The 13,118-nt window shown below is 63.6% G+C and carries 12 protein-coding genes; 9 read left to right on the top strand and 3 right to left on the bottom strand.

Translation table 11 applies throughout. The features are described from left to right. Positions 1 to 125 precede the first annotated feature (125 nt). The 9 genes from PCJ21_RS07000 to PCJ21_RS06960 all read left to right on the top strand — a co-directional run bounded on the left by PCJ21_RS07000 (position 126) and on the right by PCJ21_RS06960 (position 10,695). Positions 126 to 434, top strand: coding sequence for a hypothetical protein (locus PCJ21_RS07000; RefSeq protein WP_269930652.1), 309 nt, complete (start codon positions 126 to 128; stop codon positions 432 to 434). 147 nt (positions 435 to 581) lie between these two features. Further along, the gene (locus PCJ21_RS06995) at positions 582 to 2,462 is read left to right on the top strand and encodes an ABC transporter ATP-binding protein (protein WP_269930651.1); all 1,881 of its coding nucleotides are present in this window, start codon (positions 582 to 584) and stop codon (positions 2,460 to 2,462) included. Positions 2,463 to 2,627: 165 nt separating this feature from the next. Next, positions 2,628 to 4,505: an ABC transporter ATP-binding protein gene (locus PCJ21_RS06990; protein ID WP_269930650.1), complete on the top strand. Its 1,878-nt coding sequence runs from the start codon at positions 2,628 to 2,630 to the stop codon at positions 4,503 to 4,505. 166 nt (positions 4,506 to 4,671) lie between these two features. After that, positions 4,672 to 6,540, top strand: a complete 1,869-nt coding sequence (locus PCJ21_RS06985) for an ABC transporter ATP-binding protein (RefSeq protein ID WP_269930649.1) — start codon at positions 4,672 to 4,674, stop codon at positions 6,538 to 6,540. A gap of 9 nt (positions 6,541 to 6,549) precedes the next feature. Continuing rightward, positions 6,550 to 6,861 carry a DUF6665 family protein gene (locus PCJ21_RS06980; RefSeq protein ID WP_269930648.1) on the top strand — a complete coding sequence of 104 codons (312 nt, stop codon included), beginning with the start codon at positions 6,550 to 6,552 and terminating at the stop codon, positions 6,859 to 6,861. Positions 6,862 to 7,179: 318 nt separating this feature from the next. Then, a complete protein-coding gene (petA, locus tag PCJ21_RS06975; RefSeq protein WP_269930647.1) occupies positions 7,180 to 7,743 on the top strand; it encodes a ubiquinol-cytochrome c reductase iron-sulfur subunit in 564 nt (187 codons plus the stop codon). Positions 7,744 to 7,762: 19 nt separating this feature from the next. After that, positions 7,763 to 9,064, top strand: coding sequence for a cytochrome b (locus PCJ21_RS06970; protein WP_269930646.1), 1,302 nt, complete (start codon positions 7,763 to 7,765; stop codon positions 9,062 to 9,064). Positions 9,065 to 9,093: 29 nt separating this feature from the next. Then, on the top strand, positions 9,094 to 9,954 hold the full coding sequence (locus PCJ21_RS06965; RefSeq protein ID WP_269930645.1) for a cytochrome c1: 861 nt from the start codon (positions 9,094 to 9,096) through the stop codon (positions 9,952 to 9,954). Between the two features lie 195 nt (positions 9,955 to 10,149). After that, on the top strand, positions 10,150 to 10,695 hold the full coding sequence (locus PCJ21_RS06960; protein WP_269930644.1) for an adenine phosphoribosyltransferase: 546 nt from the start codon (positions 10,150 to 10,152) through the stop codon (positions 10,693 to 10,695). Between the two features lie 139 nt (positions 10,696 to 10,834). Here PCJ21_RS06960 and PCJ21_RS06955 read toward each other — a convergent pair whose 3' ends face one another. The 3 genes from PCJ21_RS06955 to corA form a co-directional block, all read right to left on the bottom strand. Continuing rightward, positions 10,835 to 11,293: a MaoC family dehydratase gene (locus PCJ21_RS06955; protein ID WP_269930643.1), complete on the bottom strand. Its 459-nt coding sequence runs from the start codon at positions 11,291 to 11,293 to the stop codon at positions 10,835 to 10,837. Then, positions 11,290 to 11,751 (bottom strand): MaoC family dehydratase, encoded by a 462-nt coding sequence (locus tag PCJ21_RS06950; protein ID WP_269930642.1) that lies wholly within the window; start codon positions 11,749 to 11,751, stop codon positions 11,290 to 11,292. Before PCJ21_RS06950 ends, PCJ21_RS06955 begins: the two co-directional genes overlap by 4 nt. An 80-nt stretch (positions 11,752 to 11,831) precedes the next feature. Continuing rightward, positions 11,832 to 12,806 carry a magnesium/cobalt transporter CorA gene (gene corA, locus PCJ21_RS06945; RefSeq protein WP_269930641.1) on the bottom strand — a complete coding sequence of 325 codons (975 nt, stop codon included), beginning with the start codon at positions 12,804 to 12,806 and terminating at the stop codon, positions 11,832 to 11,834. Positions 12,807 to 13,118: the final 312 nt, after the last annotated feature.

The raw sequence follows: 13,118 nt of genomic DNA, 5'->3' as shown, positions 1-13,118 counted from the left end.
CGCCACAGCTGCTGGCGACGAACTGCCTAGCGGCGGCCTCGGTTCGACGAACTTCCTGACATTTCCAGGCATCCTCGCATCGACGTCCGCCGAAGCCTTTCCATGGTTTTTGAAGGACAATTCCGATGTTTGCCAACATCCCGAGCGGGCAACGCGCCCGCAGTGAAGTCGACTCTGTAAATTCCGCTCCACGTCAGGCCCTCGCCGAAGCCCGGCACGTGGCCTGGGCGCTGTCGGTCGGCGAAAATCCGCGCGTGAACGACCCGCCAAGGCGGCTCCACCGCGGCATGCTGCCCGACGTCGACATGTCGAACGTTGTGGCGGACCCGAACCACAGGCCGCTGCTCGGCCGCATCTTCGCCCTGATCGGCCGGCTAGCCGGCCGGTCGGGCGCGGCCCGGCCTGCCGGGACGATGTCAGGAGAAGCCCGCTAGGGATTCGCCGAATCCTTGGCGGTCGCCTACATTCGGACGACCGTTTTCGAGCGCCGCGCCGCGCCAGAATCGATCGCCACGCAGGCGGTCGAAATTGTTGCATTCCCGTGCGGAGATTTCGCGCGAAACAGTTGAAATGAGAAGAAAATGTTCCGCTGGTTTGAAGAGAGGCTGAACCCGTTCCCGCTGGAGGAACCGGTCGAGCCGCCGAAAACGCTGATCGCCTTCTGCCTGCACTACACCAAGGGTGCCTGGCCCTACATCGTCGTCGCCGCCGTGCTCACATCGCTGATCGCGCTGGCCGAGGTGTGGATGTTCGGCTTCCTCGGCAACATCGTCGACTGGCTGTCGGCGCAGAATCGCGAGACCTTCCTGCAGAACGAAGGCTGGAAGCTTGCCGGCATGGCCTTCATCGTGATGGTCATCCTGCCGGGCATGGTGGTGCTGCAATCGCTGGTCAACCAGCAGACGCTGATGGGCAACTACCCCATGCGCATCCGCTGGCAGGTGCACCGCTACCTGCTCAAGCAGTCGATGAGCTTCTACCAGGACGAGTTCGCCGGCCGCATCGCCACCAAGCTGATGCAGACCGCGCTTGCCGTGCGGGAATGCGTGGTCAAGCTGATCGACGTGCTCAACTACGTCATCGTCTATTTCCTCGGCGTGCTGATTATCGTCGGCTCGGCCGACCTGCGGCTCGCTGCACCTTTGGTCGTCTGGCTCCTCTGCTATGTGCTGTTGCTGCGCTACTTCGTGCCGCGCCTCGGCAAGCTCGCCGAAGAACAGGCCGATGCGCGCTCGACCATGACCGGCCGCGTCGTCGACAGCTACACCAACATCCAGACGGTCAAGCTGTTCTCGCACTCGCGCCGCGAGGCATCGTTCGCCAAGGAAGGCATGTCGCTGTTCATGGGCACGGTCTACCGCTCGATGCGGTTGGTGACGTCGCTCTATGGCGCGCTGTACCTGCTCAACTCGACGCTGCTTCTGTCGGTCGGCGCCCTGTCGATCTCGCTGTGGCTCAATGGTGCGGTCTCCATCGGCGCCGTCGCCGTGGTTCTGGGCCTCGTCCTGCGCCTGTGGGGCATGTCGCAGTGGATCATGTGGGAAGTCTCGGGCCTGTTCGAGAGCATCGGCACCGTCCAGGACGGCATCACCTCGATCTCGATGCCTCGCCTCGTCGAAGACAAGCCCAACGCCAGGGAGATCGTCGTCGACAAGGGCGAAATCGTCTTCGACAACGTGCGCTTCCACTACGGCAAGAAGAAAGGCGTCATCGAGGACCTCGGCCTTACGGTGAAGCCCGGCGAAAAGGTCGGCATCGTCGGCCGCTCGGGCGCGGGCAAGTCGACCCTGGTCAACCTGCTGCTGCGTTTCTACGACATAGAGAGCGGTCGCATCCTGATCGACGGGCAGGACATCTCTGCTGTCCAGCAGGACAGCCTGCGCGCCCGGATCGGCATGGTCACGCAGGACACCTCGCTGCTGCACCGTTCGGTCGCCGACAACATTCTCTACGGCCGTCCCGATGCCTCGGAGGCAATGATGATCGAGGCGGCGCGCCGCGCCGAAGCGCTCGATTTCATCGCCGCGCTGGCCGATCCGAAGGGCCGCAAGGGTTTCGAGGCGCATGTCGGCGAACGCGGCGTCAAGCTGTCGGGGGGCCAGCGCCAGCGCATCGCGATCGCGCGCGTCATGCTCAAGGACGCGCCGATCCTGATCCTCGACGAGGCGACCTCAGCGCTCGATTCCGAGGTCGAGGCGGCGATCCAGGAAAACCTCTACCGGCTGATGGAGGGCAAGACCGTCATCGCCATCGCCCACCGGCTCTCCACCATCGCGGCGATGGACCGGCTGGTGGTGATGGACAAGGGCCGTATCGTCGAACAGGGCAGCCATGACGAGCTGGTCGCCAAGGGCGGCATCTACGCCTCGCTGTGGCAGCGCCAGTCGGGCGGTTTCCTGCTCGACGACGCTGCCGGCGAAGCGGCAAACGATGCCGAAGCCAAGGGCCAGGCGGCGGAGTAGGGCAGGGACGCGCTTCCCCCTCACCCGGCCTCCGCTGCGCAGCGGAGGCCGGGTGAGGGGGCGCTTAGGCTCCCAGCGGGAACAACGACCGGCAAAGGGCGTTGCCTTCGAAATGCTTCGATCCGAAAATAGTGAGTCGTTGCCGCCAGATAACCCAGAGTGCTGATGAACAGAATCTACAAATGGTTCGAAAGCTGGGTTTATCCCTTCCGGGAACCGAAAGAGTTCAGGCCGCCGTCGTCGGTCTGGGGCTTCATCTGGCACTATGTCGGCCAGGCACGGTTGGCCTTCTTCGCCATGCTGGTGATCGGCGGCATCGCCCCGCTCGTCGAAGCCGGGCTGTTCTACTTCGTCGGCCGCCTCGTCGATATCCTCGACCAGATGCCCGCCGACCGCAGCTGGGACTCGCTCTGGGCGCATGCCGGCCCAGAACTATTGTTCATGGCACTCACCGTTCTGGTCATCCGCACCATCGTCGTCGGCATGTCGGCGCTGGTCGACGAGCAGACCATCACGCCCGGCTTCTACAACCTCGTGCGCTGGCAGGCGCATCGCCACGTCTCGCGCCAGTCCTATTCCTTCTTCCAGAACGACTTCGCCGGCCGCATCGCCACCAAGGTCTGGCAGGCTGGGCAGGCGACCGGCGACCTGATGGAAAGCTTCATCGAGGTCGTGTGGTTCATGATCGTCTACACGGTCACCACGCTTGCCGTGGTCGCCGGCCTCGACTGGCGGCTGGCAGCACTGGTCGTCGTCTGGATCGTCGCCTTCGGCTTCCTCGCCAGGCGCTATTTGCCCACCATCCGCAAGCACGCAGAGGCGACAGCCGAGGCCGGATCGATGATCAACGGCCGTATCGTCGACAGCTATTCCAACGTGCAGACGCTGAAGCTGTTCGCCGCCGACGGCGACGACCGCTACATCCGCTCCGGCTTCAACACCTATCTCGACGCGCTGCGCCCCTTCACCCGCAAGCTGACCGGCGTGCGCATGGCGCTGACCACGCTGTCGGGCATCATGATCACCGTGATTGCCTGGTATTCGATCCATCTCTGGGTCGAGGGCGCCATTTCGGTCGGCGCGGTCGCCTTCACGCTCAGCCTTGTCCTGCGCCTCAACATGCTGCTCGGCCGGCTGATGATGCAGCTGAACGGCATCCTCCGGAACCTCGGCGTGCTCGAAAACTCCAAGGCGCTGATCTCCCAGCCGCTTGGCCTCGTTGACAGACCCGGAGCCGGCGAGCTGGTCGTCAAGGGCGGTGAGATCAAGGTCGATCACGTCGTCTTCCACTATGGCAAGGGCGGCGGCGTGCTCGACGGCATCGAGCTGACCGTCAAGCCGGGCGAGAAGGTCGGCATCGTCGGACCCTCCGGCGCCGGCAAGACCACGCTCGCCAACCTCATCCTGCGACTCTACGACCTGGAGGGCGGCCGGATCCTCATCGACGGCCAGGACATCTCGTCCGTCACCCAGAACTCACTGCGCGGGCAGATCGGCGTGGTCAGCCAGGACACGGCGCTGTTCCACCGTTCGCTGCGCGACAACATCAAGCTCGGCAAGCCGGATGCATCGGACGAAGAGGTTGTCGCTGCCGCGCGCAAGGCCGAAGCGCACGACTTCATCCAGACGCTCGCCGACAATCGCGGCCGCGAGGGTTACGACGCGTTCGTCGGCGAGCGCGGCGTCAAGCTGTCCGGCGGTCAGCGCCAGCGCGTGGCGATCGCGCGCGTCTTCCTCAAGGATGCGCCGATCCTGATCCTCGACGAGGCGACCTCGGCACTCGACAGCGACATCGAGGCGGCAATCCAGGAAAACCTTACGGCGCTGATGGCCGACAAGACGGTGCTGGCCATCGCCCATCGGTTGTCGACGATCGCGGCCCTCGACCGGCTGATCGTGCTCGACAGGGGCGGCATCGCCGAACAAGGCACGCATGACGAGTTGCTGGCGCTCGACGGGCTTTACGCGCGGCTGTGGAAGCGCCAGTCCGGCGGCTTCCTTTTCCACGAAGACGGCGTTCTCGACGAATCGAGGCCGGCGTGACGTTTGCTTGGGAAATCCGCCCCTCATCCGCCTTCCGGCACCTTCACCCCGTGAAGGGCGGGGAGAAGGGACAAGTTGCGACGTTGACGCCTCCCTCTCCACATCCTTTGCGGAGAAAGGGCAAAGGTGAGGGGCAGCGCCCCCATCTCAATTTGGGGGCGGCCACATGACCCCCGATCCCTTGCACGAAGGGCTGTGGCGCCGCTTCGAAGGCGCGATCGACCCGTTCCACGACACCGACCGCGAGGTGCTGCCGGAAAGCGCCTGGGCCTTTATCCTCTACTTCGCCAAGCAGGCGGGGGGACCGTTCACGCTGCTGCTGATCGCCGGCTTTCTCGCCGGTGCGGTCGATGCCGCGCTCTACTGGTCGGTCGGCTGGTTGATCGATCTGCTCGATTCCAGTTCTCCACAACGGCTGTTTGCCGACCATTGGCTGGCGCTCACTGGCCTGCTTGTGCTGATCCTCGTGGTCCGCGCCGCCATCATCATCGGCGGGGCCGTCGTCGAGCAGCAGATCATCGTGCCCGGCTTTTTCTCCATGGTGCGCTGGCAGGCGTTCCGGCGCGTCATCGAGCAACCCTACGACTTCTACCAGAACGACTTCGCCGGCCGTATCGCCACCAAGATCATGCAGGGTGGCGAGGCCGTCGGCGATTTCATCGTCAATGTGCTGCAGACGATGTGGGCGTTCCTGACCTTCGTGCTGCTCTCGATCACCATCCTGGTCTCGCTCGACCCGCTGATGGGGCTGGTGGTGGCGCTGTGGTTTGCCGGCTATGCGGCGGTCGTCTATTTCCTGTTGCCCGAAATGCGCCGTGCCGGCCGCGCCACCGCCGACCAGCGCTCGGTCTTCAACGGACGCCTGGTCGATGCCTTCACCAACATCATGGCCGTCAAGCTGTTCGACAGCGGCCGCCGCGAGCATGCATATGTCCGTGACGGGCTCGAGAATTACCTCGGTGCGGTTATCCGCCTGACGCGTTCGATCACCACGGTGCGTTCGGCGGTGGCCGTACTCAACGGCTTCATGATGTCGGCGGTCGCCGCGATCTGCATCGTCAGCTGGACGCGCGGAGAAATCTCCACCGGCGCCATTGCCGCGGCACTCGGCCTCGTCTTCCGGCTCAACCAGATGTCGGGCTGGATGATGTTCAACATCAACGGCCTGGTGCGCAACTACGCCACCGTACAGGACGCCACGCGCACCATATCCGTGCGCCCGGCCATCCGCGATGTCGAGAATGCGGCGGTGCTGCCGCGCGCCTCCGGCGACATCGTTTTCGACAACGTCTCTTTCCACTATGGCAAGGGTGGCGGCGTCATCGACAAGCTCAACCTGCACATCAAGCCGGGCGAGCGCGTCGCGCTGGTCGGTCCATCCGGTGCGGGCAAGACCACGCTGGTCAATCTCGCGCTGCGCCTGTTCGATGTCGAGGAGGGCCGTATCCTGATCGAAGGCCGCGACGTGCGCGACATCACCCAGGCGTCGCTGCGCGCCCAGTTCGGGGTCGTCAGCCAGGACGCGATGCTGATGCACCGTTCGATCTCGGATAACATCGGCTATGGCCGGGCAGGGGCCTCGCAAGCCGAGATCGTCGATGCTGCAAGGCGCGCCGAGGCGCACGATTTCATCGTCGGCGTCGCCGATCCGCGCGGCCGTCGCGGCTATGACGCCCATGTCGGCGAGCGCGGCGTCAAGCTGTCGGGCGGCCAGCGCCAGCGCGTGGCGATTGCCCGCATGATGCTCAAGGACGCTCCGATCCTGATCCTCGACGAGGCGACCTCGGCGCTCGACAGCGAGGTCGAGGCGGCGATCCAGGACAATCTCGACAGGCTGATGGAAGGCAAGACGGTGATTGCCATCGCGCATCGCCTGTCGACCATTGCCGCCCTCGACCGGCTTATCGTGCTCGATGAAGGCCGCATCGTCGAGGAGGGCAGTCATGACGCGCTGATCGCCAGGGGCGGGCTCTACGCCCAGTTGTGGAAGCGCCAGTCCGGCGGCTTCCTGGCGGACAGGCTAGCCGCGGAATGATATCAGGCGATGTCATCCGTCCGCCCGCCCTCGATACTCTCGACCCGCTCCGAGCAGGCGTTCAACGTGCTCGAGTACGAGTTGCTGGCGGAAAAGGCGGTGGCACTCGGGCGCTCGGGCGAGCGCGTAGCCGCAGCTCTTGGCAAGCTCAACGAGCACAAGGGCGAGGCCGGGGAGCGCCGCGTCCTGCTCAAGGCGGCGGCGGACGCCGTCTACGCCTATTTCATCCAGCGGGAGCTGTGCGGATTGCGCCGTCATGACGATGCCATCCGCGACTACGCAATCCCAGGAGAGGTGCTGGTGCGACTCGGCGCGGCCTGACCAGGTCGCGCGGCTGTCCAGCTTGCGGAGCAGCCGGCGTCAGCGCGAACGGGGTCGCCTTGCGATCCAGGCTCGGGGAGCCGAAACCCGCTGAATTTCGCCATTCCGCTAAGGTTTTCCACTGCCTTGCTTGAACCCCGCGACAATCTGCCCATGTGTCTTGTCCAGTCTGGACAAAAACGGCCTTCACGCATAAACCGAAGTCCAAATGCCGGAGGAATTCGCTAGCCTGGTAGCCATGCGCCGTCGGGCTGGCATTGTTGAGCGGGGACAAGTGCTCAGCCTCCGGTTGGAATTGAGGCAAAAGGATCAGGTCCCGTGAGCGCAACCGATACGAGCGAGCCCAATCGCCGCGATTTTCTTTATGTGGCCACCGGCATGGCCGGCGTGGTCGGAGCCGGCGCCCTCGCTTGGCCGTTCATCGACCAGATGCGTCCTGATGCTTCGACGCTGGCCGCTTCCTCGGTGGAAGTCGACGTCTCGACGCTGACGCCAGGCATGTCGCTGACCGTCAAGTGGCGCGGCAAGCCGGTGTTCATCCGCAATCGTACGCCTGAAGAAGTCAAGGCGGCGCAGGAAGTGCCGCTGGTCGATCTCAAGGATCCGATCGCGCGCAACGCCAACATCGCTGCCGACGCACCCGCCAACGACATCGATCGCACGGCTGGCGAAGGCAAGGAAAACTGGCTGGTCATGGTTGGCGTCTGCACCCATCTGGGTTGCGTGCCGCTCGGCCAGCAGGGCGATTTCGGCGGCTGGTTCTGCCCGTGCCACGGCTCCCACTACGATACCGCGGGCCGCATCCGCAAAGGACCGGCGCCGGAGAACCTTCATATTCCGACATTCCAGTTTATTTCCGACACGACGATCCGGATAGGCTGAGGCAGGGGGACTTAATTCCATGAGCGGTGGACACTCGACCTATTCGCCCACAACTGGCATCGGCCGCTGGATCGATGCACGCATGCCGCTGCCGCGGCTGGTGCACGATTCGTTCGTTTCCTACCCAGTTCCGCGCAACCTGAATTACGCCTACACCTTCGGCGGCATTCTCTCGATCATGCTGGTGGCGCAGATCCTGACCGGCGTCGTGCTGGCCATGCACTACGCCAACGACACGACGCTGGCCTTCCAGTCGGTCGAAAAGATCATGCGCGACGTCAACTCCGGCTGGCTGCTGCGCTACATGCACTCCAACGGCGCGTCGTTCTTCTTCATCGCCGTCTACATCCACATCATGCGCGGTCTTTACTACGGCTCCTACAAGGCGCCGCGTGAGCTTTTGTGGATCCTCGGCTGCATCATCTACCTGCTGATGATGGCAACCGGCTTCATGGGCTACGTTCTGCCCTGGGGGCAGATGTCCTTCTGGGGCGCGACCGTCATCACCGGCTTCTTCACCGCCATTCCCGTGGTCGGCGAGTGGGTCCAGCAGCTGCTGCTCGGCGGCTTTGCCGTCGACAATCCGACGCTGAACCGCTTCTTTGCGCTGCACTACCTGCTGCCGTTCATGATCGCCGGCGTCGTCATCCTGCACGTCTGGGCTCTGCACGTCGTCGGCCAGACCAACCCGACCGGCATCGAAGTGAAGTCGAAGACCGACACTGTCGCCTTCACGCCCTATGCGACCATCAAGGATGGTTTCGCCATGGTCGTGTTCCTGGCCGTGTTCGCCTACTTCATCTTCTACATCCCGAACTTCCTCGGCCATCCCGACAACTACATCATGGCCGACTCGCTGAAGACCCCGTCGCACATCGTTCCGGAATGGTACTACCTGCCGTTCTACGCGATCCTGCGCGCCATCACCTTCAACATCGGGCCGATCGATTCCAAGCTCGGCGGCGTGCTGGCCATGTTCGGTTCGATCGCCGTGCTGTTCGTGGTGCCGTGGCTGGACACCTCGAAGGTCCGTTCGGCCGTCTACCGTCCCTGGTACAAGCTGTTCTTCTGGCTCTTCGTTGCCAACGCCATCTTCCTTGGCTGGCTCGGCTCCCGTCCGGCTGAAGGCGCCTACGTGATCATGTCGCAGCTGGCCACGCTTTACTACTTCGCGTTCTTCCTGGTCATCATGCCGGTCCTCGGTCTCATCGAGACGCCGCGCCGCCTGCCCAATTCGATCACGGAAGCCGTGCTCGAGAAGAACAAGTCGGGTTCCGCTCATCCTGCAGGTGCGACCGCTGCACCTGAAACCCGCGGCTGAGCCAACGAGAATCTGAGAGGGATTTTGGAATGAAAAAGATTCTCAATGGTCTGGCTGCCATTGGCTTCGTGCTCGCCGGGGCTACCGGCGTAGCCTTCGCAGCCGAGGAAGCGCACAACGCGGCTGAGCCGACGCACTTCCCGATCCACAAGCCGAAGGAAATGGACTGGACCTTTGCAGGGCCGTTCGGCACCTACGACAAGGCTCAGCTGCAGCGCGGCCTGAAGATCTACAAGGAAGTCTGCTCGGCCTGTCATTCGATGGACCTTGTGGCGTTCCGCACGCTGGAGGATCTCGGCTACAACGAGGCCCAGGTGAAGGCCTTCGCCGCCGAGTACGAAGTGCAGGACGGTCCGAACGCCGATGGCGAAATGTTCATGCGCAAGGCTCTGCCGGGCGATCATTTCCCTTCGCCGTTCCCCAACAGCGTTGCTGCTGCCCTGGCCAACAACGGCGCTGCTCCACCCGACTTCTCGCTGATCGCCAAGGCGCGCGGCGTCGAGCGCGGCTTCCCGACCTTCGTCTTCGACATCTTCACGATGTATGCGTCGAACGGTCCGGACTATATCCACGCGCTTCTGACCGGCTATGACGAGCAGCCGCCGGCCGGCATGGAAATCGCCGAGGGCACGCACTACAACCCGTACTTCATCGCCGGCAAGTCGCTGGCCATGGCCAAGCCGCTTTCGGACGGCCAGGTGACCTACGAGGATGGCGCGCCCGAGACGGTCGACCAGTACTCCAAGGACGTTGCCGCGTTCCTGATGTGGGCGGCCGAGCCGCACCTCGAAGCGCGCAAGCAGACCGGCTTCGCCGTCATGATCTTCCTGGTGCTGTTTGCTGGCCTGGTCTACGCGACCAAGCGCAAGGTCTGGGCCAACGCTCACTGATCTCGACAAGCCGACAAAGAAATCGAGGGGGCGCCGAAAGGCGCCCTTTTCTTTTGCCGCCCAACCCGGCAAAAGTGTCGGGCATGGCCCGGAAGCCAGCGACGGTTTTCGTCGGGCGCATGCGCAAATTCAAAGTGCTGCAGCGTCCTTTGCGCTCCCTCGCGTGCGCCGCTGCAGGCAACGGAGCCCCCACTGATGAACTCTTCCCTTGAACAGACGCTGCGCGACTCGATCCGCAACATTCCCGACTATCCGCAGCCGGGCGTCATGTTCCGCGACATCACCACGCTGCTCGGCGACGCGCGCGCTTTCCGCCGCGCCATCGATGAGCTGGTCCACCCCTATGCCGGAACCCAGGTCTCCAAGATCGCCGGCATCGAGGCGCGTGGCTTCATCCTGGGCGGCGCCATGGCGCACCAGATGTCGGCCGGCTTCGTGCCGATCCGCAAGAAGGGCAAGCTGCCGCACGAGACCGTGCGCATCGCCTACAGCCTGGAATACGGCATCGACGAGATGGAGATGCACAAGGATGCGGTCAAGCCGGGCGAAAAGGTCATCCTGGTCGACGACCTGATCGCCACCGGCGGCACTGCGGAAGCCGCCGTCAAGCTGCTGCGCCAGATCGGAGCCGACATCGTTGCCGCCTGCTTCGTTATCGATTTGCCGGAGCTGGGAGGCCGCAAGAAGCTCGAAGCGCTCGGCGTCGACGTCCGCACGCTGGTTGCCTTTGACGGGCACTGACAAGGCCTTCTCGTGGCGTGGTGAACTCTCCAACACCACGTGGCCCTTGGCGTTGTGACCGCTACCTGCCGGGCCGAAGCTCAGGCGAACTGCCGCTGAACCCGATTTGGCGGTCTCCTGCTCTTGGTGAATGAGCCTGTTACCCCACCTTGACCAGCACGGCGCTATCGAACTCGACGACCTTGTCGCCGGTGCTGTCGAAGCCTTCGGAATGCAGCGTCATGATGCGCCAGCCCGGCCGCGAGGCGAGCGGGCGATGGTCGATGCCGGTGCGCGTGTATGTGACCGTTTCGCCGGCATAGACGGGCTTCAGCCATTTGAGGTTCTTGAAGCCGGGCGAGGGGCCGAATTCCGGCCGGGGTCCGGGGCCTACCCAGGCGCGTCCGCGATGGGCGAGGTTGAGCTTCATCCAGGCTGCGGTCGTGTGCCAGCCGGAGGCGCAAAGTCGGCCGAACACGCTGTGCCTGGCTGCCTCCTCGTCGGTGTGGAACGGCTGCGGGTCGTATTTGCGGGCAAAGTCCTTGATTGACTCGGCGTCGAAGCGATGGCTGCCGAGGGTGATGGTGACGCCGATGCCCAGATACTCGTCGAGCGTCATTGCGCGGCCTCCCTGGTCAGGAACATGCAGCTGTTCTGGAACTCGAAGACGATCTCGTCCCTCTGGTTCAGAAGCTCGGCGTGCCAGGTGACGAAACCGAGCGACGGCTTCGAGCGCGACTGCCGGGTCGTCAGGATGGTCAGGCGGCCGCTAAGGACATCTCCGGCAAGCACAGGCTTCTTCCACTTCGCAAAGTCGACGCCGGGTGAGCCCTGCGAGGTGGAATCGAGCAGAAAGGCATCGCACAGCATGCGCATGAACATCGCGCAGGTGTGCCAGCCCGAAGCGGACAGGCCGCCGAGGATGCTCGCCTTGCCTGCCTCCTCGTCGAGATGAAACGGCTGGGCATCGAATTCGGATGCGAACTCGACGATCTCTTCTGCCATGACGGTCTTCGAGCCGAGGGCGATTACCGCGCCCTCGACGAAATCCTCATAGGCCCATGTCCTGGCGGTCATTGGCAATCCTGTTCAATCTTGTACGATTTATCTTGAACCGGCGGGACGCGGCTTGCAAGGCCAGATCAGGGAGGGTGGGGTCACAGCCAGCCGCGGCGGCGGAAGTACCAGTAGGGCAGGATCGCCGAGACGACCATCATGCCGAGCGCGAAGGGGTAGCCGAACAGCCATTTGAGCTCCGGCATCAGGTCGAAGTTCATGCCGTAGATCGAGGCGACGAGTGTCGGCGGCAGGAACACGACCGCAGCCACCGAGACGATCTTGATGATGCCGTTCTGCTCGATGTTGATCATGCCAAGTGTGGCGTCGAGCAGGAAGGTGATCTTCTGCGACTGGAACGAGGCGTGGTCGGTCAGCGAGGAGATGTCGCGCGACAGCGTCTTGACCCGCGCCTTGGCATCCTTGCCATTCTTGCCCTGGGTGGTGGCGTTGGCGAGAAAGCCGGAGAGGCGCTGCAGCGATGTCAGGCTGTCGCGCATGTTGGCGGTTAGTGACTCCTTGCGGCCGATGCCCTTGAGGATCACCTGGAAGTCTCGGTCGCGCTTCGACGCCTTGGTGGCGGTCGGGTTGAAAATGTCCTTGGACAGCGCCTCGACGTCGCGCGAAATACGCTCCAGCACGTCGGCCAGGCGGTCGACAATGGCTTCGAGCAGGCCGACCAGGATGGTGTCGCTGCTGGTACAGCCGATGGCCGCCTTTTCAGCCCGCATCGGGAAGGCGAGGAACGCCTTGGGCTCGTGATAGCGGATGGTGACGAGCAGATTGCGGCGCAGGACGAAGGTCACCGGCGACATCACCGGTTCATCCGTATCGGCCTGCGACGGCAAGGTGGCGGTCATGAAGTAGGCGCCGTCCTCGACGTAAAGCCGCGAGGAGATCTCGATCTCTTCCATCTCCTCGCGCGTCGGGATGCCAACGCCGAGCAGCTTTTCAATCGCAGCCTCTTCGTCCCTGGTCGGGTTGTACAAATCCACCCAGGCGATGGCATCCTGTTCCGCATCCATTCCGTCCGCCGGGCGGAGCCGGTCGTTTTCCACGACGAAAGCCTTGATCATCGCCGGGTCTCCCGATGCTGGGGTTGAGTGAGCGCCTGTTTGAGGGCTGGTGCACCATAGCGCCAAATCCGGCCCCGGGAAGACCCTGTCACCATGATCTCCAAAAGCAAAAAAGGCCGGGGCAAACCCGACCTTTCTCTAGCGTCTCAACATCCCATGCCAGTACATCCGTGGTCAAAGGTGGAGACGATCTGCAATCTCCAGAGCAACCTAGCGAGGGTTGGTTAATGAAAAGTTAATGGTCGGGCACGGAGCGCTGCCCCTGACGCCGGATGTACGCGCAGGGTGAGGCCACAGGGCCGGTCACTGACC

Origin of the sequence: Aminobacter sp. HY435 (assembly GCF_027568395.1) — a bacterium.
GTDB lineage: Bacteria > Pseudomonadota > Alphaproteobacteria > Rhizobiales > Rhizobiaceae > Aminobacter.
This window is presented reverse-complemented; position numbering and strand designations above follow the sequence as displayed.